This is a genomic window from Bacillus sp. SH7-1, from assembly GCF_008042405.1.
Classification (GTDB): Bacteria; Bacillota; Bacilli; order Bacillales; family Bacillaceae_G; genus Bacillus_A; species Bacillus_A thuringiensis_N.
In genome coordinates, this window is the sequence record NZ_QNUD01000012.1 from 38,132 (window position 1) to 64,994 (window position 26,863).

Below are 26,863 nucleotides of genomic sequence, written 5' to 3' on the forward strand. Positions count from 1 at the left end.
ATTATGAATATAATTCTCTTTATTACCTATAAGTCTTATTTTATTTCACTTCTATCTATTATACAAATGATAATTCATATTCTTTCTGTAAGAATCCTATATTCTTCTCTATCTAAACATACATATATTTTTTTATAAATTATTAGTAAATAGATATTATTTAATAGTTAATACATTAGATTTCAAATCTGTTTTACAAAGAAGATAAATTTAAAATTAAATTAAGATATAAATCAAATCTAAAATTCCTTAAAAATACAATAATTTATAAGAAATTTAATAAATTTTATTTCTCATTTTAAATATATCTCATATTCTGATATTATATATACATATCTAAAACACTAGTAAACAATAGTTATGGAGGTGTCCTTTCATGACACAAGATTTATTGTTCATTACAAAACCTACTGTAACGACAAAAGAGGCAGCCGACTTATTAGGAGTAACGGTACAAACAATTTTAAAGAAAGAAAAAGATGGATTAATAGAATGTGTATATAAAGATAACTGGAAGCAATTCGGTAGTAAGATTTTTTATTTAGAGGATATTGAACGTTTAAAAAATAACGAAGAGATTGAGGGTTATAGTACAAAAGAAGCAGCTGAGATTCTTAATGTAGCACCATCTACTGTCTTTACATATATCAAATCTGGAAAACTACCTGCTTCAAAGATTGAAAAGCGTGGAAAAGAAGTATATATCATTGATAAAGATGACCTTGAAACTTTTCAACTTACTTATGAAAAAACTACATCAAAAGAGCGAAAAACATTCATTGCTAAGATTCAAGACGAAGATATATATTTATATCAATTATTAACACATCAACATACCAGAAAAATAGCGAGAGTAATAGAAATCAATGGAGCAGACGGTAAGATTCTTACAGAAGACGAAGAAATTTTCCCTCTATCCACGTATAAAGAACATGATTACTCCTTTGAACCTTTCCGTAAGCAAGCTGTAATTACAAAACGAGGGTATTTATCTTTTTCATTAAAAAAACCTCAACTATTTAATTCCATTACTTATAATTTAATAAATTTATTTTATAAAGAGCTAGGAGTCACAAATATGCGATTGAGTGTTTCATCTGATACTATTAAATTAGAAATTAAACCTTTCGTATTAAAAGTTGATCCGTTGCAATTTCAAGAAGAGATTAAATACTTACATTCTCATATGAAATCCGGTACGATACTTCCACATGTTGAAGGAATTTACTTTAAAAGTAATGTAGAGCCATTAACTTTTCATGCAGATCATGAATTTAAGCAGAAAATAGTTCAAATGGCAGCGAGTGCAGGTATAGGGCAGGAAGAATTCTTATTGCAAGCTGTGAAATCTTATATAAAAAATTTAGAACAACAGTAAATATTTATTAAGAAGAAAAAGCGTAGGAATTTAATCTTTCTACGCTTTTTAAAATATTCAATTTAGATATTCATTTCCATGAAATCACCACATGCACTATCAACTTAATAGAAATTTATATTATTATTTTAAATAAAGACAATCTTTGCAGAAATACGTTATATTCTATATGAATTTATATAGAAAACATAATTAAAGGAGAACTGAACTTGATAAGACATATAGCTAGTTTCCTACTTGGAACATTTGTTATGATAATTGGTTACGTTTTGGTAATTCCCTACACCCTTGAAGCAATTGACAGTAATGTAAGTTATATTACTCATCACAAAAAGTATTTTAGTAAGTTATATGAATATGACATTAACCTCTGGATCATTGCAATGCTTATATTTTGCATTTTTACTGCAATTTCTGTTCTTATACTCAAGTTACCCGATTATAAGAAAAATAAAAGCACTCCTATAAAAAAATATAGTCAAACAAATCGACGAAAAAAAGCAAAGAGAAGGCGTCGTAAATAATTATTTTTTATGTTAGAGTTTTTACTTATAAAAATATCTTAGCGTATAAAAACCGTGTTTTTACGTTGGTGCCCCTTAATGTAAAATTAAAATAAAGCCGTACCGTTTATAAAAAAGTTGAATCAAAATGTTATTATGTCAGTTTTCCTTCTTCCGCTAACTGGCAGTTTAATTTAATAAACGATGTTATAATTTAAATCAATTGGGGGGGAATACATTTGAAAAAGAAATTTATTGTTCTTTTATGCTTGTTAATTTTCAGCTTGTTAATAGCATATTATTTTTATCAAAAAAATCAAAATGAAGAATTCGTTAGATGGGGCGATAGTATACATACTGTTAACACTGAAATATTAGAAGAGAATGATATTGAATACAAAATTGAAAACGATAAAGTTTATATTCCAAAAAGCTCTCTTAGAAAAGCAACATTTTGCTGTTCCTAATAAAAATACAGAGTTAAGTTATAATTCTAATGTTTGATTTAAAAAATGTTTTAGACTATAGAAAAAAGTATTAACCTATTAAAAAATAGTTGTAGACTGAAAAGGTGTTTTTTATATGTGAAAACACCTTTTATTTCTGTAACCCCATTTATAGTATCCATTTTCCTAGTGGGAATTTTCCGAATGTGTAAGTTTGAAAACATCACGCTCTGGAATGTGTTTATATAGCATGTTTTCTTCTTTGACAAGAATATCATAGGAATGATAGTCGTGTTCAATCGAGCCGCCAAAATCTCTAATGTCAATTATTCCGACGAGCATATTATTTCCGAATTTAAATGAAACTTTTTCACCTAATTGGAACTTCATTGGTGGAAGATCTTTATCTTTTTCACAATACATGAGCTTCACTCCTAACATTTTTTAAGCCAAGGCACCAACAGCATTAAAAAAAAACACACAAAGCAAAAAATAAAATAAACTATCCATTTGGACAGCTGATTTACATAATTATCGTTATTGGAAGTTGATTAAGAGGTTCAGTCCCGAAAATGCTGATTTACAACGCTAAGCTACTTACAATGTTAAAACTGTGTCTCAATAGGGTTTATTCATCTGTACTTAATCAGGTTTTTTCCTTTGATTAATACCAATCCGTTGATGCATAATATATTTATTTTAGCACAAAAAAAGGGAGCCTTGCCTCCCCTTTTTTTGAAATTTATGGTAAACGAATTTCCATTTTTGAGAAATTCCCTTTAAAAATCAATTTTCCTTGTTTGATTAACTGCTGCACACGGAAGTTTAAATAAGTATCGCCCATACGTTGTTCGCTTTTCACCATTACTTCTCCAACGATGACAACAGCTTGTTGGTACTCTTGGGTAGCCTGTTCTAAAATAGCTGTGTCATAATAATCTTCTGATTCCGTAACTATTTTTCCGTTTTCCAACACTCTCAGTAATCCGTTAGATTGCGAGTAGTTTTCCCAATCCTGCACTAATTCTTGAACCTGTTCTTGAGACAACTCTTTTTCCATTTGAATTGCACCTAGGATAAACTCGGACGGCACTTCTGCCAAACTTTTAAACATATGAAACAGTTCCTTTCCGTGTTCATCTTGAACTTTATAATCAATGCGGCGGCTGAAATCTGTAACGTTCACTTCTGAAAATTCTATGCCTTTGTCTTGAAGTAGTGCTACTACATAACTCACTCCAACAACGTCTGAAGCATTTTCTCCGTACCATAAAACTACCTTGCTATTACTTGGAACCTCTTCTATTTTTGGGTTTTGCTTTAGTTTTGCTTCCACCCATTCCACATAGTCTAAGTTTGATTCTTGCCCTGTTGATGTCAACACCTCTTTAAGCCATTTCTTCCTAGCTCGCATTCCGTCTGTAAAATTTAACGACCCTATTGAAAAATCATCATTCACGCAAATAATTTTTTCATTTCTTTGTTGGAAAGCGTGCTTTAAATTCCCAAATGCTGAATCTCCAAATACAATGTGTGTAACAGTCATAATGTCTAGTCTCCTTGCTCATTCAATGTGATTTTGTTTCCTTAATAACAGTATAAGCACGGCATTACAAAATAACTATCGTACTTTTATTACATTTTTGTAAGATAAAAATACACCGCCGTTCAATAGCGATGCATTTTTCGTTCTAATATTTTTACAAGTCTTCTGTTTTGAACTCCGTATAACCTTAATCTATTGAGACACGGTTTTCTACTTTAACGTTGTAAATTCGCAAAATCCTGACGCTACCCCATGCCATCAACCTAAGAAAAGCAAATACCCCAAAACGAGAAAATTGACATCTCCAGATGAAAATGTACAATTTTTTTGTTTTGGGGATGCTTCAAAATATTAGCTTGATAGCAATGTGTCTCTACCCATATAAGTTCGTGAGCTACGGTACTATGACCATATCATACAGCTAGTTGAGTCTTTAAATATTTTTGGTCAAAGCTTTTGTCTTGATATTATATGAACTCACTATATCACTCCATAATTTTAGGTAGTGAGCGATTTTAGATTACCTAAAATCATCATGATATCCTAAATAATATTTAAAAAGCTAAACCCATACATCGCAGCAACTGTAAAAATGACTGTCCATACTGCTAGACTGACCGTCATCCAACTTATGACGTGTGTCCGGTTAGATCCAAATGTTAAAGCTAATACGGCTGCAATATCAGTTCCTACGAGAATTGGAGCTAGAAGAGCCAAACCTGGAATACCATATCGTTCCCATATTTTTCTTGAGCGGGTTTCTTTTTTAGAAGGTGTTGTTATACCTTTTTTTAGTTTTCTTGCTGCTTGCCATTTTGCATACTGTTTAAAGAAAAAACCGAGTAATAGAACCAAGATAAGATTTCCTGTAAATGCTGTTACTCCTACTGCAAATGGTTGTAACCCCCATGCGATACCAAGTGGTACAACGATTGATACATCCATCCATGGGGCAAAAGCTAAAAGAAATAACACTACATATTGCCATAATGCACCCGCATTTTGAGCCCACTCCACCATATTGTTTCATCCCCTTTGTTAAATACGATTTAAAATAAGAACAGTAGTTAACCAATAGACAATGTATTGACCTGCACCTAGTAAACCAATGCACAATAATGGTACAAAATTATGTTGAGAAAAGAGGAAGCAAATCCCTGCCGTTACTGGAAGCGCAATGCTATAGTAAATATACACACTTCGGCAAGCCTTATAGGTTATCCACTGCTGCCCTTCATCTATTTCACGAAATTCAGATGGTATAAAACCAAATAACCTAATCTTATCATGAGGATTCTTTCGGTTATAAATCCTTGTGAGAATGAGCCATAAAAAAGTAACCGTCACTAAAATCCCGAAACATAACTTTGCTAAAATGACTTGTGTATTCATAAGAGAAAATAGTAAAAATGCAATAATCAGCACAAATATACTGGCCCCTATAAGTGGGGATCTTAAAACCTGTTTTATCATAATCGATCCTCTCCCTTTAAATAAAAAACCTCTTCTACGGTAACTTGAAATACAGCAGCTATTTTTAACGCCATAGTGACAGATGGAGAATAATCACCTTTTTCTATTAATCCAATTGTCTGCCTTGTGACCCCAATTGCATCGGCCAAGTCTTGCTGAGTCCATCTAAATCGTGCTCGTAATTCTCTAACTCTGTTTTCTAGCATCATAATTTCCCTTTCCTCATTTACAATTACTGTAATTGTAAATGATTACTAACAAAACGTAAACAATCATTTGCATTATGTAATTAATAATTGCTAAATACGACATAAATTACCCCTAAGTTAACAAGGGAGCCTACCCCATCGCTATCAAGCTAAGAAAATACAACTCCCCCAGAACGAGATCTTGTCCTAACTTGTAATAAAAATGAAATTCGTTGTTATAAAAGACAATTATTTATGGAGATCTAATTCATTTTTTGTTTTCGAGAATAAGTAATTTCTTTACTAAAAGGTTCCGTACCTCTCCCTCGTGATAATTAATTTTTGGTGATTAATAAGAAATTTAATGAATGATTACTCGAATATACTTTTGTAGATGTTAAAAGAAAATAATTTAACCTAGTTGATATTATCTAAAAGTTTACAAATCTGAATTTTGAAATATAATAAGTGTAGAGTAAAAAAACACAGTTCGGTTGGTAGTCCGAACGCAATAATTTAATAATTATTGTCAGTAACCTTCCCCCCTGGGATGTCCATTACTCATGTAGTAAAAAGGGGGATTTTCAATGAAACTTACAATTTATTTTGATGGACAATTTTGGATTGGAATAGTTGAAATGATGGAAAATAATAAATTGAAGGTATGTAAGTATACTTTTAGATCAGAACCCAAAGATAGTGAAGTATTGGATTTTATTTTTCATGATTTGATTCCGTTATTAAATAGTACATCAGGTGTTAAAAACTCTATTGGTAACCAAAAAAAGAAGACCATCAATCCTAAAAGGTTGATAAAATTAGCAGCTAAAGAGATGAAAAATCAAGGAGTTTCTAACAAATCGTATGAAGCATTGAGAATAGAATTAGAACAAAAAAAGAAAACGAAGAAATGTATTACACGTCAAAAAAAAGAAGAATTAAAAGAAAAAAAGAGACAACTGAAAATTCAAAAACGAAAAGCAAAACATCGAGGAAGATAAAAGGTCATCCGCTAAATTTAGCGGATGACCTTTTATCTTGATTATTCACATCTTGTCATCTTCAAACGAAAAAGAAATTGTATTCATAAAGCGAAAAAAACGCTATTCTTTTTGTAGAAATATACAGAAAGGATGGCGCTTTTGTATGAATTTATCGATTTTAGATGAACTAGAATTGTTTTCTAAAGAATTACAACGATATATATCACCACATGTTTTAGAACAGTTAGCTAGAGAGATAGGATTTGTTCAACGAAAAAGTAAATACCGTGCTCAAGATTTAGTGGCTCTATGTGTTTGGTTAAGCCAAAATATAGCTCATACTTCATTGACACAATTATGTAGTCGCTTAGAAACGAATACAGGTATTTCTATGAGTCCAGAAGGACTCAATCAACGATTTAATTCTCAGGCTGTGCAGTTTTCACAACAAATATTAACCTTTTTACTCCACCACCAACTCTGTACATCTAGTAAGATTTCAACTTTATATACAAACCATTTTCGCAGTATTCGTGTATTGGATTCTACACATTTTCAGATTCCAGATAAATTTGCTTCTACATATCAAGGTTCAGGAGGTAGTGGTCATAGTGCTGGTGTGAAAATTCAACTAGAGTATGATTTACTTAGTGGTCAGTTTTTACATGTTCATGTAGGGTCTGGAAAGCACAATGATAAAACTTATGGTTCTACTTGCTTAACGTCTCTTCAACCGCACGATGTATGTATACGTGATTTAGGATATTTTGATTTGAAAGATCTGCATACGATAGACGAGTGTGGTGCTTATTTTATTTCACGATTAAAGCTCAATACTCGTATATATCAGAAGAATAGAGAGCCTGAATACTTTCAAAATGGAACAATAAAAAAGCAATCTGAGTACGTCCAACTAGATATGGAGCAATTCATTGACCAATTACAGTCTGGTGAAACATATGAGATTCCTGAGATTTATATTGGAATGTATCAAAAACTTCCTGCAAGACTTATTCTGTATAAATTAACTAAAACGCAAATGAAACGTAGACAAAAGGACTTAGCCTTTAAAGAACACAAGAAGCAAATCACCTATAAAGAACGCAGTAAGCGACTTAGTGCCATCAACTTTTACATTACGAATATCCCTTCGGGATACCTACCAAGGGAACAAGTATACGATTTTTACTCCTTACGATGGCAAATTGAATTGATATTTAAAACATGGAAATCATTTTTTCGTATTCATCATTGTAATTCTATAAAATTAGAACGGCTAGAATGTCATTTATATGGACAATTAATTAGTATCCTTCTTTGTTCCTCCACCATGTTTCAAATGCGCCAATTACTCCTCATCAAGAAGAAACGAGAATTAAGCGAATATAAAGCGATTTATATCATAAAAGATTATTTTCCGCTAATATATCACTCTCTAGAAAAAGACACTCAAGAATTAACAAAGATATTGTTTCGCCTGTTCAATCTCTTACAGAAAAACGGACGAAAATCTCATAGGTATGAGAAGAAAACAGTCTTTGATATCTTAGGTGTCGTATACAACTTTTCTATATCTCAAAATCATGTAGCGTAATCAAAAAAATCAAACCCGATAGGGTTTATTTCGTATGCAAATTTTTAAAGAACTTACACTGGATCTTTAGAAAAAAGAAAAACTCTCATATGAAATTAAACTTATATAAGCTTAGCTTGATGGGCATGCGTTGGTACCCCTTAATGTAAAATTAAAATAAAGCCGTACCGTTTATAAAAAAGTTGAATCAAAACCATTTATAGTTTCCATTTTCCTAGTGGGAATTTTCCGAATGTGTAAGTTTGAAAACATCACGCTCTGGAATGTGTTTATATAGCATGTTTTCTTCTTTGACAAGAATATCATAAGAATGATAGTCGTGTTCAATCGAGCCGCCAAAATCTCTAATGTCAATTGTTCCAATGAGCATCTTATTTCCGAATTTAAACGATACTTTTTCATCTAATTGGAACTTCATTGGTGGAAAATCTCTATCTTTTTTATAATACATGTGTTTCACTCCTATCATTTTTTAAAAGTCAAGGTACAGTCAGTAGTTTAGAAAAAAACCACGCTAAGCAAAAAATAAAATAAGCTATCTATTTAGACTACTTATTTACATAATTTTCTTTATCGAAAGTTCATTATTTACAGGTTAAACTCATTGAAATCTGTCGATCTATAAAACCAAGTTCTTTATATAATTCTCTTGCAAAGTTCTTTACATGAACATTTAATCGTATTTCTTTATATCCTTTTAAAAACAATTCGTCTATACCTGCTTGCATCAATTTCTTTGAAAGCTTTTGGCCACGATACTCTGGTAAAATGTATAATTCGTAAATGAATCCTACACTTTCTTGTGAAAAGTAATCTTTACCACTGCCAATTAGAATCCATCCTTTTAAGTCGTCACCATCTTTGGATACTAGGTAGTATGCCCCTTGCTCTAATGTTGTTTGTACAATTTCTTTTACCCGTTCATGTGTAGGTTTAAAGGTCTTAGCAGTTCCTTCGTATAAAGCATTATTTGATCTTACTAGAATTTCATTAAGATCATTTTTACTAGCCTGTTTAATCATATTTTTTCGCCTCCTAATATTAAAGCAGCCCCTTCCTGTTTGGAGCGATGGTCAATCTTTGTTATGTTTTTCTAACAGTTGAATAATCTTATCTAACTTTTGCTCAACTGGATCTTGCTTTTTACGATTGCTGGTATGCCGAATTATACGTATAATCCCGCCAAACAGTACGCCAATAATTATCGCAATAATAGTGTAAGAAATAGTGGTTCCTAAAGACATTATTCAGAACCCCCTTTTTTCCTTATTGTACCATTTGAGAGAAGTGATATGTTCTGTATTTTAGGTTGTATATTCTATGCATGCAATGTTCACATAACGTCTCATTATCGGTAGCAAGGAATGAGGCGGAATTTTCAATTAGGATGATGATATAATTAAGTGGGAATTTACTTTATTTTATAATTTATGAGGTGGGAAATGGACTCTTTAGAAATAAATAAATCTAAGTATATTATCTCTAACATCAAAGATATTCTGTATAAAAAGCTCATTCTTGATAAACCGATAACTAAAGATGAGGTAAAAAAATTAAACCTAGTTAATCCTACTGTATGCGAAAATGAGAAGTATCTCATACAGGCACGGTGGTTTTGTAGTATGAATATCGGAGAGTGGGAAGATGTAGAAGTTATCATTCAAGGAAATAACGAAAATCCCAATGTTGAGAGTATTGATATGGCAGAAAAAATATTCGATGAACTCTATCTCCATATAAGCTGTGCATTAAAATATCTACAGAAATTCTTCCCTAATCAAGAAATGAAGAACTACTACCTATCCACAATATCTTTTGGAAAGATGGCTAATATTGACGATTATATATTGCCAGGTTTCAGTTTAGCATTTATTTATGATGGCACTTATGAGTTGCAGTATAAAGTGAAATTTAAAGACAATGGATGGCCAATCGGTTTTGAAGGTGGGCCACTTTAATAATCATAGATAATTTTTCTTATTGTGGGATTTAAAATAAAAATTAACTGTTTGAAAAAAAGTTGCAATGCTTTTTCTCTTACAAAATAAAAGGTGTCCACTATATGAACACTTCATGTTATTATAGGTAATCTATATTAATTTAGATTGATATATAGGTGAAACGATTTGTTATTTGAGTCCTTACATGACAGCGCACGTAAATCGATTTGGAAAGTATCATATTGATTCAAATCGAATACCAGAAAATCTTCCATTTAATCCTTCAACTTTTTCAAAAAACAAGGTGTTTATTTAAATGTTATGTACAAAAAAACGTAGGAATATTTAATTCCTACGTTTTTTATAAGTAAACGAATTCATTCATTTACTATTACAATTCCTCAAATTCATCAATTTCAGCTTTACGCTTTAAAAATAGTTCCATATCTTTATTTTCTCTTTCTATTAATCCAAGAGCGTGTGTATCATCCAAAGCTAACTCTTTATATCCCCATATATAATCTATATATGTATTTTTAGCATGTCTGTGATCTGCACAGTACCATTCTAAAGGTTGTAGGGCATCGGATATTTTAAATAATTCTGCTGGATACCATGATGGCATATTTTCACGTTCTCCTAAAATTAAATATGTCAACTCACCACTTTGTAACTTGCATATGCCATAAACAATATACTCCTTTTTAATAACTAAATTAAATATTTCCTCGGTTGCCTTTGTTAGATAATCTCCAGTGTTGTACAAACAAGTTACTTTCATAATAAATGCCCCTTATTTATTTTTTATCATTAAATTTAAAATCATCAAATTCACCAGTTTTTGTATTTTTAACATAATGTATTTCCACACCATTTACATTATGGGCCATTTTGACCCATCCGTCTTCCTGAGGCCATCTAGGATCTGTCATAGTTACCCGTATTTCCTAATACTTTCAGGTGATTAAATTTTTACTTAACACTAAACAAACGTAGGAATCAATGATCCTACGTTTGTTTATAAAAAACTATTTATTTAATAATATTTTTTATGTCTCCAATACGAATATCACCATCATGATGATATTCAATAACAAACCCTATATCTGGTGAGTATATCCATGTATCAAAACTAACAGCTGTAACATCATATATTACTTCCAAAACTTGATGCAATTCTGTCTTAATTACTGGTAATGTCGCGTCATCCCAAATAAGATATACCATATGAGAATATGTTCCAAAACAATTCTGTAAATATGCTTTTATTTCATCCTCATTGTATAGCTCAACATATTTTTGAATATTTTCCCAATCAATTCTTCCCCAAAATGTGATAGGAAATGTATTTTCAAATTTTCTTATTATTGTTCTTCCTTGTGTTTCTTCTAAAATCTCAATATTTACTCCTAATGCCTCTATACATTCTTCTAATAATGTTGCCATTTTATCACCTGATTAATTATTTAAATGTTTTAATAATGCTTTAAAAGTTTCTTCATTTCCTTCAAAAGGAATTGCATATTTTATTGCTTGCTCTTTCTTTCCATTTCTAAAATCTTCTACATTGATATGCATTCCTTTATTAGGATCATAGTCTAAACGCCATCTAGCTTTATTATCGGCTGTTTTTCTACCAACAATTTTACCATAACCAGCGCTTTTTTCCATTGTTCCTATAAATGGTTGTGAATTAGCCCCTAAATCTCCCAATAAACTCATTGCTTTATTTCTTGCTTGTTCATATGTTTGAACCTTATCCAGAACAATCTCTCCAGAACGACCACCTTTAGCAGCTGCTTCAAGTGCTTTTCCTTTCTTTTCAAGATCGCCAATCTTCCCTACAACTTTACCAACAACTCGTGTTGTACCACCAGATACGACGGCCAATGTGCCCCATGCATAATCATCTGGACCATATTTTTGACCTGTTACTAAGTCTTCACCTTTGATAAGTTGTCCAATTTCTTTTCCTGTACCAATTATTGGTGTAATGCCCAATACGAATGATAAATCCCCATCATTCGCACGATTATAGATACGAGATGGATCTCCACCCAAATCATACAATGCACTACTTAAATCAATATTACCAATATTTCTAGCTGCAGCAGATACATCAACTTTATGACTTGCTATTTTATTAGCCGAGTCCATAAAGATATTTGCAAGATCTATTCCCATATTGAAATCTGTGAAGAATCCTGGGACTTTCGCATCTAACGCTTGTAAATCTTGCGCAATGACTGGAACATTTTTTCTTGTTACCTGTACAAGTTCCTCCATACCAGGTTTTGCTTCATCAATAGAATGCTTCAAACGAATGGAACTATTTACAACTGGCCCTAAATCTTTAACTACACCAGAAAATCCCTTCGATAACTCTTGCATATTCAATGTGATTTGATGAATGTCTTTATTAATCTCATTTTGACATTCAATGGCTTTGGCCGCAACTACATCTAATGCTTGATAATAACCAACATAGGCCTCAATAAGTGATTCATAGTACTGAAGTATAAAACTGTATGTTTCTACACCAAAATCTAATAACTCTTTTCCGTCAGCCCCAAGTAATTTTACTAGTTCTTTTCTTTGAGTAACTGTTAGATTTTTTATATCACCCTTCATTGCATTCACTAGTTCTTGCAATTTATCATGTGATTCTTTCATCACTTGCATTTTATACTGTACATCTTGCTTTGCATCATTAATGTCTCTGGAAAGATTCTCAAAGTTTTCTGCCTGATCTACCCAACGTTGTTCTTCTTCTTCTAAAATCTTAATGGTGTTATTTATAAGTGTTTCGTCACTTTTTAAATAATTAAATACACCTTCAAATATCTTTACTTTTCCATCAAGCAGCGTAAGTGGACTTTTAGCTTCCTGATCAAAAATAATTGCATCATGGATACGCACATATCCTTTTTCTCCTTGATAATTAACCTCATACCAAGAACCGACTTTCCCAGTTACTTCTATCACTTCACTATTATTAACACGTTTTGCACGCAATACTTTTTTTAAATCTGGCTCTGGATATACTTTTTTAACAACGGATTCTAATGTAACCCACCCTTTAATCATTTCTCCATCTTGATTAAAGGAGAATTTCTTATCCTTATAAGTAAAATCACCTGTTTGTAATGCACCTGTAGGCTGTAGTAGATACCAATTAAATTCTTGCTTCATCCAACCATTTTTTGATTCATGAGAAGCATCAAAATAATATGGTTTCCCATCAACATTTGTAAAACCTGATTGCACAGAACCTAATGGACTGAAATAATAGATTTTCCCATCAATATGTTGAATTCCGGTTTGCACCACACCATCGGTTCCCAGATAATAATCTGATCCATTTGTATGTACCCATCCCGTTTGCATATAACCATCGGTACCAAAATAAAAACGTTTCCCATCAATTGCTTGGAAACCAGTAATTCTTTGCCCGTCTTTTTTATAATACGTCCATTTTCCTTCTTCTTGTACCCACCCTTGCTTATTATCTAAATAGAGTGCTTCTTTTAATTGATCAATCCATTGTAATCCATTCGCAAGAAGAGTTAAATCACTATCTAATTGTTTATCAAATTTCTTTTGAATATTGGGCGGAAAGTACTTTTCGGGATCTTTATGATACTCAGTTATCATAAAATGAGATAAATTCGTCGCTTCCTTTGTTACATCCCAGGAACGAACTGGTGATTCACCAATCACAACAGACTCAAATACCCGAACATAACCGACTTCTCCTTGATATTTGACCTGGTACCATAAACCTTGCTTTGAGATGACTTCTAAAACATCTCCATCCTTTACAGATTTAGATTTAAATAGAAATTTTGTTTCTGGCTTTGGATAGATTCTTTTAACAGCAGAACGAAGTGTAATCCATCCCTTTTCCATATCCCCGTACTTATTAATTTCAAATGGTTTTCCTTGATAGGTAAATGTACCTGTCACATACTTCCCATCTTTTAAATAGCTCCATGAAGTTGCAGAAAAACTCCATCCGGTCTTTAATTTACCAGGTTCACTATAATGTAAAGTGTCTTTCCCTTCCTGTTTTCTCCCTTCATATAGCCTTCCATCTTTAAAAAAGGAATACTCTATTCCATCCAAAGTAATGTTATCTCTTTGCTTACTTCCATCTTTTTGATAGTAGTACCAATTCTCATTTTCTTTGACCCAGCCTACCTTATTTAAAACTTCGGCTGCTTCTGTAAATGTTGGTGCATAGGTAGAAAATAATAAAAATAATGATACTATAAGTCCTATGACTTTCTTCATACTCGCATCTCCTTATTAATTTATTAAAAACTTTTTAATTATATATTAGATTTTATTACTATTAAAATAATAAATAAGGATATGCATAATTGCATATCCATCTTCTCAATAGGGTGTACTCTATTGATAGAATTTTGGCTCCTTGATATTATTAACTTAATAGACTCTCAATAACACTTATCAAAAATATAGATTAAAAGAGGGATAAAAATGATTTATGGATATGCTCGAGTAAGTACACAAGATCAAAATCTAGATAGCCAGATTGATCAACTTACAAAATACGGAGTAGATGAACTTGTGGAGGAGAAAATAAGTGGCGTTTCTAAACAAAAGCCACTTTTAGATGAACTTCTTTCCAAGGTAGCTCCTAATGATACATTAGTTGTGACACGAATGGATCGTCTTGGTCGAAACACTATTCAGTTACTGCAGTTAGTTGAACAACTTAGAGAAAGAGATATACACTTTGTTATTTTAAACTTAGGAATAGATACCAGAACACCAACTGGTAAATTCTTTTTAACGGTAATGGCAGCCTTTAGTGAACTAGATCGAGAAATGATTAAAGAGAAGCAACGTTCAGGAATTAAATTGGCCAAGCAAAAGGGGAAATATCGAGGAAGAGTTAAAAAATATACAGATAAGCATCAAGGTATGAATCATGCCATTGAATTACGTAAAACTACCAATAAAACTGTAAAGGAGATATGTGCAATTACAGGAATCAGTCAGGCGGCATTTTATCGTAGGCTAAAGGAAATGGAAAAAGATAATGGATAACAATTTTAATATATTTAATTATTTTGCAACCAATTTACTTCCTCATTCGACTTTATTGTGTAACGGAGAGGAGAACCAAAATGGATATAGCAAAATTAGTGAAAAAAGCAAAAAAGGGTGATGATGAAGCATTTGAACAACTGATTGATTCTGTTCGACAAAAGTTGTATCGAACAGCCTATGCATATGTTAGAAATGAACAAGATACTCTTGATGTCTATCAAGAAACAATTTATACAGCCTATATTTCAATAAAGACATTAAAAAAGCCTGAACATTTTTCGAGTTGGATTACAAAAATTCTAGTTTTTAAATCGATTGATTTTATTCGGAAAGAGTCTCGCCATTTTACTACAGATAATGAGGAAATCTTTACTGAATTAATCGCTTCTGAAAATGTTGATTTTATCATGCATTCGATGGATTTATCAGAAGCATTTAAATTCTTAAATCCTACTGTTAAGACCATTATTTTGTTAAGGTATTATCACGATTTGTCCATTAAGGAAATTGCCACCATCATGAATTACCCGGAAGGAACCGTGAAATCACACTTAAATAGGGCGAAAAAAGAGTTAAGACCCATTTTAAAGGAGGGCTATCTTTATGAATAAAGACAAATTCAATTGGTCCATCGACAACATAAATGTACCTGTTGAAAAGCTAATGGCTAGGGAGAAGGCGGCTATCTTTCAAGCCAAGAAAAAAAGAAAAGCCGAAAGAACCACAAAACGGTCAATCTTGGTTGCATGTGGGTTATGTCTATCTTTGCTTGGTTCTGGATTTGTTTCAACAGGCATGGCGGAAGCCTTATCAAATGTTCCCCTAATTGGTCCAATTTATAAAGATTTTAGAGACATTGCCTCAGATAAAATTGAACACGATCAACTTACGACAGTAATTGATAAACAAGATAGTAAAAACGGCTTAACAATGACTGTAAAAGAAGCAGCTTATGATGGAAACCGGTTAATCGTAACAGTTGTTTACACAGGTCAAAAAGAACTTTCGATGAAAGAAGAAAAGGCCGGATTTAGCTATATAACAATTAATGGACAACAAGAAGTTAAACCAGCGATGGGTTCAATAGGGCAAGATGACGTAAACTCGAAAACAATAATTGAACATCATCAATTTACCTTTTCTAAGTATAATGAATATGGCGATAACATTGAGATTGAGGTCCATGGAGAAGATTTATTTGGCTATGAAGGTAAGTTGAAGGTGGCTTTCCCACTTGAAAAAATAAAAGGTGATGTATTTGAGTTTTATCCAGAAGTTACAACACAAACGGTTGATGAAGTGTATACACTAACAGCCGACAAAGTAACATTCTCACCTTTATCAACAAGAATAGACCTAACGATTGATTACCCTGCCGAAATGGATAAAAACGATAGTTGGCCATGGTTTAATTTCTCTGTAGTCGATAATAATGGTCAGGTATATGATAAACTAAAACTACAGGAAGGCATGGCTGTTGGGAACTATGGTCATCATATGGTACTGACTTTGCCTTCAATGGATACCATACCAAAATCATTTACACTCAAGCCAAGTCGAACAAATAGTGAAGGATTTAGTAAAGAAATAAAGGAATTAGAATTAGTCGTTCCTTTAAATAAAAGTAAATAATGACCTCATTTTCGTTTGTCACCAGAGATAATTTAATAGATATGTTTTAAAAAAGGATTGCCAGGATACATAAAAAGGGAAAAGAAGAATTGACTCTTTTACGAGAACAGCAACGTTCTATAAGGGGTGACTATATCATTTCGGGAAAATTGTACTTTAGACACAATTTGGCCCGTTCCCTATACGTTAAGAAAACAACTATCCATTAACGGTGCTCAAATCATATGCGAAAATTGTATATGATTAAGACCTAAAACCCAAAAAAACTTAAAATAGAAGGCCCTACATATTATATATGACTAATATGTAGGGCCTTCTATTTTTGGTAATGAGTTTTGAAAATGGATTTAAACAGTATTTTTCTTTATTTGGGTAAAAATAAAGAAATACAGTCCTATAAACGATTGTTTATGGGTTATGTGATGAGCACAATATTTTTATAACTTAACGTTATATTAATCCAATATAAAGATAAATTGCAGTTCCCCAGATAAAAAGTGCGGAACATTTGTTGAATATGTTCATTAAACCTCCTGTACCATCTATCTTTTTCATGACTGTACCTGCGAGAATTAATTTTGCTTGTGAAAATACAAATACATTCTGTACCCCTAAAGGTAAAATAAGTACGAATGCTAAGATTATTCCATGAACAATAGCTTCCGTTCATTCGGATGAAATTCCGAAATATTTAGTAAATTAATTATTTAACAACCACTTCATAAGGTACACGTTTTTTAATAAAACGTGTGCGTTCTATGTTAGGGTTCAAGTCTTTTAGCACAGCTACTTCTATTCTTGCAGGAGTAGAAGCCATGCATATGATTAAAAAAGAACAGATTGATTTACATGATCAGTCTGTTCAAAAACAGAAAGAATTTATCCATCAATTATTCGGGCTATCAGCATAAAATACAATTCCGCTAGAAATATATGTGCTATATTCTCTTTTAGTTTACCTTCGTACCAGAACCATATTTTGTTAATTGAATCATTTCTGCTCTCTTATTTTCTATCAGGTTTCTTATTGTTGTACAATTCATTTCTACATTCATTAGACAATCCCCCGTTTTTTATGAAGAGCGAATGTTCAACGGATTACTCATAATGTGGAAAAATAACCAGAATTTGCTTGATTCAAAATCTAGTTGCTTTAAGATATCAAATCAAATTTTCGCAATATTTAAGGATAATGTTCTTGTAATCACAGTTTTTTTATCAAACTTTATTACAAAGCAACAGCATTCACGGCAAGGTTATGCTTCCCTTAGCGTCAACTTTATGGGTAAAGTCACATCTCTTTTCAAATTCAATTATATTAGCACTTAAACCTTATTTTACCTCGTATCCCATGAGATATCGGATGCTCTCTTTTCCAAATTACATTCTAATGGCTCTAATTCTGTAAGTCCATATTTTCTATTTAGTGCTTGCAATATTAACCAGTTTGATACATGAATATTATTACTTAAAAATGGCCCATGTAAATACGTACCTATCAAATTTTTGTACAAAAGCCCTTCCTTTTTTTCTGTTGCATTATTTCCATAACCCTGTAGAACTTGACCCAGATATTCAAAAGAATGAAACGTTTGGCCACTGTGGTTTTCAAACCCTACTATTCTTCCAAACTTTTCAGATTGTACTCTTACATTCCCTACTAGTCGATTCAATGAGTTTGTGTTCTTACATGATGTATAAAATGGTAATACTCCTAGGCCTTGTATGATATCACTGTTTGCAGTTTCATAATACTCCCCTAATAGTTGATATCCTCCACAAATACACAATGCTGCTAAGCCATCCTCTATTGCTACTTTCAATTCTTTTCGAATTGAAAATAATTGTTCTTGGACTATTTTCTGTTCATTGTCACTCCCTCCCCCAATAAAAATTAGATCAGCCTGAGATATAGGATAATCTTTTACTTGTTCCACATAATGAATATCGGCTTCGATTCCTCTCCATTCTAATTGTTTTTGTAGAATAGTCACATTCCCTCGATCGCCGTATAGATTAAGAGTATTGGGGAAGTAATGATAGATAATTAATTTTTTCATAGTACCTCCTGATGTTAAAAACGTAATCAAATCTTATATATATTTTAGGGTAATACCTAATTTATATTGTTATTTTTAGTTTTAAATCTTTATTCGGTGCATTTGAAATCTATGTGCGCGTAGTTAAGTTATTAGACTAAATATATGTAGATACCATCTTATTTATAAAGGAGACACAGTTCCTTTAGTATTTAAAAATTGTCGGGCAGTATTTAATCCTGTGTAATTACTAATTACAGATGTTTCATTCCCTGCCACAATGCTATTCTGTAAGGCAGTCGAAATATTTGAGATAACTTTTATTTTATTTACAGAAATCCCCGCGTATTTTAAACGAACTGCAAGGTCGTGGGCACGTGTTCCTGCACAAATTATATGGCTTACATTGGAGTTTGCTAATAGTTCATAATCAACATCCCAAATCCAGGAGATATCTTTTCCATCAGCAAGCAAGTCATTTAATATAAAAACATATTGTTTTATCCTCTTATTTTGTATGCAATAATCTAGCGTACAGTTCATCCCTTGTGGATTTTTAGCTAGGTTTAGATGGTATATATTTTGTGAAATAAAAAACTGTTGCATACGTCCATTACTCGTGTGATATTCTCTTAATCCTTTTTGAATTTGTTCATAACTAAAACCTACAAACTCTCCAATTTTTATAGCTGTTAGCATATTATATGCATTGTATTCACCCTTCAAATTGGAAGTATAGGATTGATCTTGTATAGTAATCGTTAAGTTGTTTTGTGATTGAATTGAGGTAACCTCAAAATCTAATACGGGACCACTCATGGAGCATGAACAATAATATTTTCCGAGGTGTCCATAGTGCGTATATGTATATTTCAATAGGCTACCACAACAACAATAAACTGCATCTCTAATATTACTTTTATGAAAATCCCCTACATTTTCCTTTAAGCCAAAATAAATGGTCTTATTCTTTTGTTTAGTAAAATGTCTACTATATGGATCATCACCATTTAACAGCAAGTAAGCATCACTAGAATGAATAGCGGTTTGTAATCTTGAAATCAGTATATTGATTTCTCCGTAACGATCCAGCTGATCTCGAAAAATATTTGTTACAACAATCCATTGAGGCTGTATTTGTTTCAAAACTTCGGTCATTGTCAATTCATCGACTTCGAGAACTGCCACTTTCATGCCTTTTATTTTCCCGCGTATATTACATTTTTTTATAAAAGCAGAGGTAATTCCCTCTAATAAGTTAGATCCCTCTATGTTACTAATATATTCAATTTTATTGGACTTAAAAATAGAAGAAACTAAATTACTAGTTGTTGTTTTCCCATTTGTACCCGTTATCAGAACTACGGTTTCCATCTGTTTTGCTAGTTTTTGTAATGCATTCCTATATAAGTAATTCAGAATTTTCCCTGGAATGTTAGACCCATTAAAACCTAATTTTTTACTGCTATATCCTGCTAACTTTCCAACCATTAATCCTATATAAAATAACAATATTTATCACTTTCCTTACTTGTTTCTTTCTAATTATTTAAAAAGGCACTATTAAAATTATTAAAACGTTCTACGGAAATTCCAGGGCTATAAGTTTCTTTTACATATCAAGTGAGCTAGGGTGCCTGTTCTCTGGTAGAGTAGTTCCTATGTCATACAATCTTAGGTTCTGGTACAAAAACTTTAAAGCTATACGAAAATGCTCTATCAAAAAATGACAAGTGGATTTTCAGAAGCAGTCTATCCAAAATCAGAAAAACTTCATTAACAAACTGTTTAATAGAAGATTCCATTAGGAACCTTTTATTCTTTTTTAGATGCACTATAGTTCTCGTACCAGAACTTTTCATTTAACTTCTTAAATAAAAATCTAATCACTAATATTTGTCTATTGTGGCCCCAAGTGAAGAAGCTTTAATAAATTCTTTACTTTGATATTTCTTTAATTCATCAGGAGTACCAGTTATTACAGCTCCAATAATCTTCACTTTTTCAGGGTTTAATTTAGGATTATCCTTTTTTAATTTTGTTAATATTTCTTTTGCTTTATCAGCATAGTCTCCATAAAAATCAGGGGATTTTAACATATCTATAAAAAGTTCAGGAGATTGCCAGTCGTTTTGTGAGTTATATGGATAACCATATATGTTTCCACGATTAAATGATCCTTCTACTTCTTTAAGTTCCTGCTGATTCAAACTATTTATCTCTTTATCTGATTCAGTGTCTATCCAAAGCCATTCTGTGTTTTGTTTATCTAAAAGATTTTGAAGCTCAACAATTGAATATGGACGATCAAAAGATAGAGCATATTCAACATATTTATTCGATCCTATTTCATCCAGTAAGTTTAAATCATTAGGGACTTGCTTATATTGAACTTGTGGATGATAAAAAATAAGCTCTCTTTGTCCATTCTGACTGTTGAAAATTTCCCAGTTTTTTCTTTTTTCGTTATAATGATTAATCCAATTAGAAGGTTCTTTTTCCGAATAAATAAGATTATAATGACCTGTTAACGATTCCCAAGGTATGACACGTTCGCCTATTTTTTTCGAATACTCGTGAGTTGCGTCAGCGGAAAAAGAATTCCAATTATAAAACGATGCATGATGCTCAATATTAGGTTCAGTAATCGATAACCATACTCCTGTAGCATTATCTTCTTTTGTCAGGCGCTCAGATAGCCAATACTTATTCCCAAAACTCAGGCCGCCATACAATGCAATTAATGCACTCCCGGTAATAACTACATTTTTTATAATCGCTCTTCTTCTATTTTTGCGCATTGTTTTTTCAAATTCCTTATCATCTAGAAAAAGTTCAGATTGATTTTCATCATTCTTTATGTTCATTTTGTATCCCCCTATATATATCAATAAAGTATTCTTTAGCTCGAAATACAGTTGTTTTAACAGTTCCAGTAGTGACTTCAAACAAAAGGGCTATATCATCATAACGCAATCCTACGACATATTTTAGAATTAATACTTCTCTATATCTTTTAGGAAGTAAATCTAATATTTTTCTTATTTCATCACTTTGCTCTTCCTTTAAAAGACAATCATCTGGTAAATCAGATTCAAGATTTTCTAATATAGATAATTCTATTAAAAATTTATCTTTTCTTTTTTCTCTTCTCAAAATATCATAGCTTTTGTTTATAGCTACTCTAAACAGCCAACTTTTTACTTTTTCAGGGGGAATCCCTTCTAAGTTTTGAATATATTTTAAAGCTGTTTCTTGTACAAGGTCTTCTGCATCCTCCCTAGATATTCCGAGTTTTAATAAATAATTAAAAATAAAACCTAAGTATTGCTTTAATCTTTTTTGAAAAATATCATCTCGCATCTCTTACCTCCTTCTATATTTATAACGTTTAAGTTTCAATTTAGTTGACAGGATAATCAATTTTTTTTACATAATTTTAATTTTTAATTAAAACAAGGATAGTTCTCATTTTTATTGGATATATCGTAAGTTGCTTTTTTTCTACTAAACCACTAATTAAAGAGCTCTGTTGCAAAAAAACTATAAAAGGTAGATATACTATAATTGAAGGATTACTATGGCGTTGTATAAATACGAAAGGTTAGGGGGAAATACTTTTGACTTTTTTTATTTTATAGACTTCCAATTTATGTTAAGGTTCGAAGCCATTCTTACATAAATTCTAATGTAACCTGAACAATCAATTGGAATTAAAATAATTAAGTATACTGCATCCTTAATTATTTTAATTACCTCTTAAATCAATAGAACAATATAGATACATCCATTGGCCTTTAATTTTCACATGGGTTTTATAAAATGGCCAAAAATCCTTGTTTGACTTAAGGGGTTCTGGTACAAAGATTATTGCTTTTCAATTACAATTACTAGATTTGTAATCTAGTATTATTTCGACAATGGAATTAATAGTTTTGTTTTGAGCACTATAATACACCTCTAATCCTTTTCTATTCTTCATAACTAATTTTTGAGATTTCATCTTTGATAAATGCTGTGAAACAGTAGATTGTGGAATACCCAGCATATCTACGATTTGTGTTACATTGCATGCTCCTCTTGTAATTAATTCTTTCAAAATTTTAATTCGTATTGGATGAGCTAATGCCTTAAAAACTTCTGCGTCTTTTTCATAATTTAACAAACTACACATCTCCTTTTGAATCAATATATGTTTATAATATTAATAATTTATTCTGCATTATGTTTTTGATTTAATTAGGTTTTTATTTTTTCAACATAACCCGGTATGCTCGAGACACTCTTATTCTCTTTTTTTACTTCCTACAATTCATCTGAAAATGTTGTATTTGGATTTTTCATATAATACATAATTCCAAAGTCATATTTGATGGTTTCTTACCCTATGCTTGTACTAGGTATCTTTGTTTAACCAAATCAGTGATTTCTAGTAGCAGAAATTGACTTTTACCAAGGGATTAAGTCCCTTTATGTGCCTTCGCAAGAATCCTCTTTGGGCTAGGCCAGAAATTTCAATAATTAATACCGATTGTGTAAACCCTACACCTAATGTATCTACTTATTTGATACATTTTTAACTATTCACCAGAACCTCATGTAACTAATTTTTTTCAAAGAATATTTTCCTATAAAAAACTGCAACTCTACTTGTTACTAACAAGTAGAGTTGCAGTTCACCAATTAGGTTATATTTTACTTGCTATTTAGACACGTACAGCTGTACAACTAATTTTTTTCAAAGAATATTTTCCTATAAAAAACTGCAACTCTACTTGTTAGTTATGTCTAACAAGTAGAGTTGCAGTTCACCAATTAGGTTATATTTTACTTGCTATTTAGACACGTACAGCTGTACCGCTTACTGCAACCATTAGCATTCCATCACGAACGACTTCGTAGTCTACATCGATACCAACAATTGCATTTGCTCCTTTTTGCGTTGCAAGTTGTTTCATTTCTTCCATGGCAATGTCACGAGCTTCTTTTAATTTACTTTCATAAGCACCAGAACGGCCACCTACAACGTCACGAACAGAAGCAAAGATGTCGCGTACGATATTTGCACCCATAATTGCTTCACCGTTTACGATGTCTATATACTCAATAATTTCTTTACCGTGAATAGTATTAGTTGTTGTTACGATCATTATTAACACACTCCTATAATTTTTAAAAATTTATTGTTGATTGCTATAATCCTATTATTAATTTTAAAAGCTAAATAAACTATCTAATAACCTTACATAAGGATGACAGTTCTGTAAGGGTGAGAGAAAACAAGCTATACACAAAAAACTTGTTTTCTTAACACTAATATTAAAATGCTTTCAATAGTAAAAATAGTTTTTGTAAGTTTTGTAAATACTTTTGTAATTAAAAAAAAGCATAAGCGAATTGATTTTCTGCCAAATTAGTTGCAATGTTTGTTTTCGTTCCATTTATATCCTTTTCCTCGTACCGTAAGGAGAAACTCAGGATTAGAAGGACTAGTTTCGATCTTCTGACGAAGACGATTGATATTCACATCGATGACTTTTGTATTACCTACACAATTTATACCCCAAATTTTATTTAAGAGTTCATTACGTGAAATTGGTTTCATGGAATTTTCCATTAAATATCGTAAAATAATATACTCTGTTGGAGTTAAATCAATTACTATCTCATCCCTATATAATTCTCCTAGCAAAAGATTTAATTGAAATGGCCCCGAATGAATCAATTCCAAATCCTTTTTATTTTTTTGAATTCTTCTTAGCAATGATTGTACACGTGCTACTAATTCAATTATACTAAATGGCTTTTTAATATAATCATCTGCCCCAATTGTCAAACCGTGTACCTGATCTTTCTCTTGAACAAGTGCCGTTAATATAATAATACCAATATCTTCATTGTTTTTTCGTATGCTTTTGCATACCCGAAATCCATCTATTCCTGGTAACATAACATCAAGTATTACAATATCAACATTATGCTGTTCTAAAAGCTCAAGAGCTTTTTCACCTGTATCGGTTTCTAAAACATTGAAACCAGCACGCTTCATATTCAATGTAATAAAACTACGAATGGTTATATCATCTTCTAATACTAAAATTGTTGTCATACTCACCGCTCCTTTACTCTTGTTGATAAACGGCTATAGATTTGATATAAGTTCTAAGATTCTGGTAGTTTATTTTTTAAAAACTGTATATACATGAGCTCTTTTTTTATGTATCAACTCCTAGGAGTCACTAAATATGTCCATCAACTTAAAAATCTAGTAAAAAACTTTCATCCTTTCTATTTAGCCTTTTAGAAAGAATAACGTGGAGCTAGTAAAGATTCTTAAGTTGGTGGACATGGAGTGGTTCCCTAGTTTATTCGCCTTATATTAATTAAGTGATAGGACTTTTTCGTCCTTAATCTCATTCTCCTGTCAACTCTACCACTACATAATTTATTACATGAAAACGAAATATTTTTCATCGTTTGCTCTTAAATTCCCACGTTTTTATATACACCTCAAAACGCTTTGACTAGATAATACAAGCTCTCTTCTGATTCACCTAAATAAAGTTGAGCCTCTTGAAACTCCCCAATCGATTAGCTGATTAATGATGCGCCGTTTTTTTCTTTCTACATGATAGATGTGCTGTTCTAGTTTTTTTGGACCTTTTGCATGCTTGCAAGAAATCAATTCTTGTGTTGCCATTTCTATAAACTGAATATCAGACTCTACAAGGTATTGAATATATGACGTTTTCGCCTTCATATATTCATCTTCATTTTTCCATCTGTGATGGCTGCCGTCATAAAATATAAAAAAGGAGTTGCTTTTCAACGGACTTATCACTTTGAACATTTCATTATTCAGATTAAATATTTCTTTTGCTTTTTTATGTGCCTGTAATACTTTGTCTTTCGAACATCCGCCTACAAGCAAATAATGTGGAGTGATTATCATTTTGTTATTTCCCCCCTCTATTGCCCTCATATACGATCCAGAAAGGATAGGAACAAAGAGCACGCATTGAATCTTTACGAGCTAACATGATTTAAAAAGCATGAAAGGAAGGATAATCTCAAATGGCTAGTGATATATTCTAAAAAGCTGTCCTTCTTCTCATTTTGTACAAAAAACACCTTAAGTTCGGATTAATGAGCTTGTTCTTTATACTTAGCTTTAATATAAAAGATGGTACCACTTAAAAATGATTATGTAGTTCTCCCCCACACGAATCCAATGGTTTCATGAAGCATTTCTTTTTTCATTTCCATTGTGAATTCTTGGGCCTGCTTTTTCGAATGGATATCTACAATTCCATTCGAAGCGATCATTTCTTTCACCATTTCGTAGTTATGGAGTTTTCATATAACTAAATACAATACAACTAACCAAAATGGCATTACCATTAAAAATCCATTTCTAATCCCTATTGCAAAAGCCAAAGGACCATCATTACAGTTTAACGTTGCCTTTTTTTAACCCGCTGCAACACTTTTTTTTCGGATGGAAGGCTCATAGTGAATCTCCTTATCTTTCAATCTGTTTTCGTTTTCCATAACAAACTACCACCAAAACAGCCTATACAATAAATCACAATGAATTTCATAAAAATTTCTATAATTGCATCCGTCATTCCCCATTCTCCTCTCCCAAGGCCTGTAATACACAAGCAATAATTAGCAAAGTAAGAATTAATAATAAGCTCCCTATATTTCGGCATTTTCTAAGCATCGGCATTCTCTCCTCACAATTAACGTTTATTTCAGAAAAAAAACCAAGCTAAGAAAATTTAGAGAAGAAAAGAGCCCAATTTACCACGTTCTGAGCAAATTGGCTCTTTAATGTTCAAAAGACATAAGCAATGTAAACTCATTGGGTGTAATCTCCCAAACTTATATTCTCCTAAGAAATTAATATCTTCCTAGCCTAAAGGCGAATATCATACGCTGGAGATCTTTTCATTTAAGAAGCTTGGTTGTTCCAAAACGCTGGCGGTAGTCCAAAATATTACATAATATCCTCGAATGATATTAATATAATCCCCCTGCAATAGCAATTCTTGAACTA

At 31.8% G+C, this 26,863-nt stretch carries 28 protein-coding genes and 5 pseudogenes; 10 read left to right on the forward strand and 23 right to left on the reverse strand.

Features of this window, described 5'->3' with window-relative positions; genetic code table 11:
- Positions 1-376: 376 nt before the first annotated feature.
- The 3 genes from DN390_RS13160 (at position 377) to DN390_RS13170 (ending at position 2,348) form a co-directional block, all read left to right on the forward strand.
- On the forward strand, positions 377-1,378 hold the full coding sequence (locus DN390_RS13160) for a helix-turn-helix domain-containing protein (protein ID WP_147807505.1): 1,002 nt from the start codon (positions 377-379) through the stop codon (positions 1,376-1,378).
- Between the two features lie 209 nt (positions 1,379-1,587).
- Entirely contained in the window at positions 1,588-1,902 is a 315-nt protein-coding gene (locus tag DN390_RS31125; RefSeq protein ID WP_074593971.1) for a hypothetical protein, read from the forward strand.
- Between the two features lie 218 nt (positions 1,903-2,120).
- The gene (locus tag DN390_RS13170; RefSeq protein WP_147807506.1) at positions 2,121-2,348 is read left to right on the forward strand and encodes a hypothetical protein; all 228 of its coding nucleotides are present in this window, start codon (positions 2,121-2,123) and stop codon (positions 2,346-2,348) included.
- 165 nt (positions 2,349-2,513) lie between these two features.
- Here DN390_RS13170 and DN390_RS13175 read toward each other — a convergent pair whose 3' ends face one another.
- The 6 genes and pseudogenes from DN390_RS13175 to DN390_RS13200 form a co-directional block, all read right to left on the reverse strand.
- The gene (locus DN390_RS13175; protein ID WP_147807507.1) at positions 2,514-2,750 is read right to left on the reverse strand and encodes a hypothetical protein; all 237 of its coding nucleotides are present in this window, start codon (positions 2,748-2,750) and stop codon (positions 2,514-2,516) included.
- A 319-nt stretch (positions 2,751-3,069) separates the two neighbouring features.
- Positions 3,070-3,873: a DUF1835 domain-containing protein gene (locus tag DN390_RS13180; RefSeq protein ID WP_147807508.1), complete on the reverse strand. Its 804-nt coding sequence runs from the start codon at positions 3,871-3,873 to the stop codon at positions 3,070-3,072.
- 75 nt (positions 3,874-3,948) lie between these two features.
- Positions 3,949-4,062, reverse strand: a pseudogene (locus DN390_RS31625) (MmcQ/YjbR family DNA-binding protein); the annotation flags it as partial.
- Positions 4,063-4,416: 354 nt separating this feature from the next.
- Positions 4,417-4,893, reverse strand: a complete 477-nt coding sequence (locus tag DN390_RS13190) for a small multi-drug export protein (protein ID WP_087968916.1) — start codon at positions 4,891-4,893, stop codon at positions 4,417-4,419.
- Between the two features lie 18 nt (positions 4,894-4,911).
- Entirely contained in the window at positions 4,912-5,346 is a 435-nt protein-coding gene (locus DN390_RS13195) for a hypothetical protein (RefSeq protein WP_147807509.1), read from the reverse strand.
- Positions 5,343-5,555 carry a helix-turn-helix transcriptional regulator gene (locus DN390_RS13200; protein ID WP_098157645.1) on the reverse strand — a complete coding sequence of 71 codons (213 nt, stop codon included), beginning with the start codon at positions 5,553-5,555 and terminating at the stop codon, positions 5,343-5,345. The genes DN390_RS13195 and DN390_RS13200 overlap by 4 nt, the downstream gene beginning before the upstream one ends.
- Before the next feature lie 566 nt (positions 5,556-6,121).
- Between DN390_RS13200 and DN390_RS13205 the strand changes: the two genes are divergently transcribed.
- Together DN390_RS13205 and DN390_RS13210 are read left to right on the forward strand one after the other, a co-directional pair.
- Complete coding sequence (locus DN390_RS13205; protein WP_147807510.1) at positions 6,122-6,535, forward strand: YjdF family protein; 414 nt, start codon at positions 6,122-6,124, stop codon at positions 6,533-6,535.
- Between the two features lie 145 nt (positions 6,536-6,680).
- Entirely contained in the window at positions 6,681-8,111 is a 1,431-nt protein-coding gene (locus DN390_RS13210) for an IS4 family transposase (protein ID WP_147807511.1), read from the forward strand.
- A 214-nt stretch (positions 8,112-8,325) separates the two neighbouring features.
- On the opposite strand, the gene DN390_RS13215 is transcribed toward DN390_RS13210, so the two are convergent.
- The 3 genes from DN390_RS13215 to DN390_RS13225 form a co-directional block, all read right to left on the reverse strand.
- Positions 8,326-8,562 carry a hypothetical protein gene (locus DN390_RS13215; RefSeq protein WP_147807512.1) on the reverse strand — a complete coding sequence of 79 codons (237 nt, stop codon included), beginning with the start codon at positions 8,560-8,562 and terminating at the stop codon, positions 8,326-8,328.
- Between the two features lie 133 nt (positions 8,563-8,695).
- Positions 8,696-9,133, reverse strand: coding sequence for a GNAT family N-acetyltransferase (locus DN390_RS13220; protein WP_147807513.1), 438 nt, complete (start codon positions 9,131-9,133; stop codon positions 8,696-8,698).
- A gap of 51 nt (positions 9,134-9,184) precedes the next feature.
- The gene (locus tag DN390_RS13225; RefSeq protein ID WP_147807514.1) at positions 9,185-9,355 is read right to left on the reverse strand and encodes a DUF4083 family protein; all 171 of its coding nucleotides are present in this window, start codon (positions 9,353-9,355) and stop codon (positions 9,185-9,187) included.
- 198 nt (positions 9,356-9,553) lie between these two features.
- On the opposite strand from DN390_RS13225, the gene DN390_RS13230 reads away from it, so the two are divergent.
- Entirely contained in the window at positions 9,554-10,069 is a 516-nt protein-coding gene (locus tag DN390_RS13230) for a hypothetical protein (RefSeq protein ID WP_147807515.1), read from the forward strand.
- A gap of 373 nt (positions 10,070-10,442) precedes the next feature.
- Here DN390_RS13230 and DN390_RS13235 read toward each other — a convergent pair whose 3' ends face one another.
- The 4 genes from DN390_RS13235 to DN390_RS13250 all read right to left on the reverse strand — a co-directional run bounded on the left by DN390_RS13235 (position 10,443) and on the right by DN390_RS13250 (position 14,344).
- The gene (locus DN390_RS13235; protein WP_097820545.1) at positions 10,443-10,832 is read right to left on the reverse strand and encodes a hypothetical protein; all 390 of its coding nucleotides are present in this window, start codon (positions 10,830-10,832) and stop codon (positions 10,443-10,445) included.
- 16 nt (positions 10,833-10,848) lie between these two features.
- Positions 10,849-10,983: a MafB gene (locus DN390_RS31130; RefSeq protein ID WP_086790713.1), complete on the reverse strand. Its 135-nt coding sequence runs from the start codon at positions 10,981-10,983 to the stop codon at positions 10,849-10,851.
- 100 nt (positions 10,984-11,083) lie between these two features.
- Complete coding sequence (locus DN390_RS13245) at positions 11,084-11,497, reverse strand: CDI toxin immunity protein (protein ID WP_147807516.1); 414 nt, start codon at positions 11,495-11,497, stop codon at positions 11,084-11,086.
- Positions 11,498-11,509: 12 nt separating this feature from the next.
- Positions 11,510-14,344 (reverse strand): pre-toxin TG domain-containing protein, encoded by a 2,835-nt coding sequence (locus DN390_RS13250; RefSeq protein ID WP_147807517.1) that lies wholly within the window; start codon positions 14,342-14,344, stop codon positions 11,510-11,512.
- Positions 14,345-14,554: 210 nt separating this feature from the next.
- On the opposite strand from DN390_RS13250, the gene DN390_RS13255 reads away from it, so the two are divergent.
- The 3 genes from DN390_RS13255 to DN390_RS13265 all read left to right on the forward strand — a co-directional run bounded on the left by DN390_RS13255 (position 14,555) and on the right by DN390_RS13265 (position 16,762).
- Positions 14,555-15,127 carry a recombinase family protein gene (locus DN390_RS13255; protein WP_097815844.1) on the forward strand — a complete coding sequence of 191 codons (573 nt, stop codon included), beginning with the start codon at positions 14,555-14,557 and terminating at the stop codon, positions 15,125-15,127.
- A gap of 80 nt (positions 15,128-15,207) precedes the next feature.
- Positions 15,208-15,741 (forward strand): sigma-70 family RNA polymerase sigma factor, encoded by a 534-nt coding sequence (locus DN390_RS13260; RefSeq protein ID WP_000350214.1) that lies wholly within the window; start codon positions 15,208-15,210, stop codon positions 15,739-15,741.
- The gene (locus DN390_RS13265) at positions 15,734-16,762 is read left to right on the forward strand and encodes a DUF4179 domain-containing protein (protein WP_147807518.1); all 1,029 of its coding nucleotides are present in this window, start codon (positions 15,734-15,736) and stop codon (positions 16,760-16,762) included. Before DN390_RS13260 ends, DN390_RS13265 begins: the two co-directional genes overlap by 8 nt.
- A gap of 450 nt (positions 16,763-17,212) precedes the next feature.
- Here the strand turns inward: DN390_RS13265 and DN390_RS31135 are convergent.
- Positions 17,213-17,338: pseudogene (locus tag DN390_RS31135) on the reverse strand (LysE/ArgO family amino acid transporter); the annotation flags it as partial.
- Positions 17,336-17,419, reverse strand: a pseudogene (locus DN390_RS13275) (LysE/ArgO family amino acid transporter); the annotation flags it as partial. The pseudogenes DN390_RS13275 and DN390_RS31135, both read right to left, overlap by 3 nt.
- Before the next feature lie 74 nt (positions 17,420-17,493).
- On the opposite strand from DN390_RS13275, the pseudogene DN390_RS13280 reads away from it, so the two are divergent.
- Positions 17,494-17,673, forward strand: a pseudogene (locus DN390_RS13280) (IS6 family transposase); the annotation flags it as partial.
- A gap of 426 nt (positions 17,674-18,099) precedes the next feature.
- Here DN390_RS13280 and DN390_RS13285 read toward each other — a convergent pair.
- The 8 genes and pseudogenes from DN390_RS13285 to DN390_RS13325 form a co-directional block, all read right to left on the reverse strand.
- Positions 18,100-18,822 (reverse strand): type 1 glutamine amidotransferase, encoded by a 723-nt coding sequence (locus DN390_RS13285; protein ID WP_147807519.1) that lies wholly within the window; start codon positions 18,820-18,822, stop codon positions 18,100-18,102.
- A gap of 162 nt (positions 18,823-18,984) precedes the next feature.
- Positions 18,985-20,313 carry a MurT ligase domain-containing protein gene (locus DN390_RS13290; RefSeq protein WP_147807520.1) on the reverse strand — a complete coding sequence of 443 codons (1,329 nt, stop codon included), beginning with the start codon at positions 20,311-20,313 and terminating at the stop codon, positions 18,985-18,987.
- Between the two features lie 377 nt (positions 20,314-20,690).
- Positions 20,691-21,668, reverse strand: a complete 978-nt coding sequence (locus tag DN390_RS13295) for an anti sigma factor C-terminal domain-containing protein (protein ID WP_147807521.1) — start codon at positions 21,666-21,668, stop codon at positions 20,691-20,693.
- Entirely contained in the window at positions 21,652-22,164 is a 513-nt protein-coding gene (locus tag DN390_RS13300; RefSeq protein ID WP_147807522.1) for an RNA polymerase sigma factor, read from the reverse strand. The genes DN390_RS13295 and DN390_RS13300 overlap by 17 nt, the downstream gene beginning before the upstream one ends.
- Before the next feature lie 514 nt (positions 22,165-22,678).
- On the reverse strand, positions 22,679-22,966 hold the full coding sequence (locus DN390_RS13305; RefSeq protein ID WP_147807523.1) for an ArsR/SmtB family transcription factor: 288 nt from the start codon (positions 22,964-22,966) through the stop codon (positions 22,679-22,681).
- Between the two features lie 673 nt (positions 22,967-23,639).
- Positions 23,640-23,951, reverse strand: a complete 312-nt coding sequence (locus DN390_RS13310) for a heavy metal-binding domain-containing protein (RefSeq protein WP_147807524.1) — start codon at positions 23,949-23,951, stop codon at positions 23,640-23,642.
- Positions 23,952-24,214: 263 nt separating this feature from the next.
- A complete protein-coding gene (locus DN390_RS13315; RefSeq protein WP_147807525.1) occupies positions 24,215-24,910 on the reverse strand; it encodes a response regulator transcription factor in 696 nt (231 codons plus the stop codon).
- A gap of 567 nt (positions 24,911-25,477) precedes the next feature.
- Positions 25,478-25,783: pseudogene (locus DN390_RS13325) on the reverse strand (hypothetical protein); the annotation flags it as partial.
- Between the last annotated feature and the right edge of the window lie 1,080 nt (positions 25,784-26,863).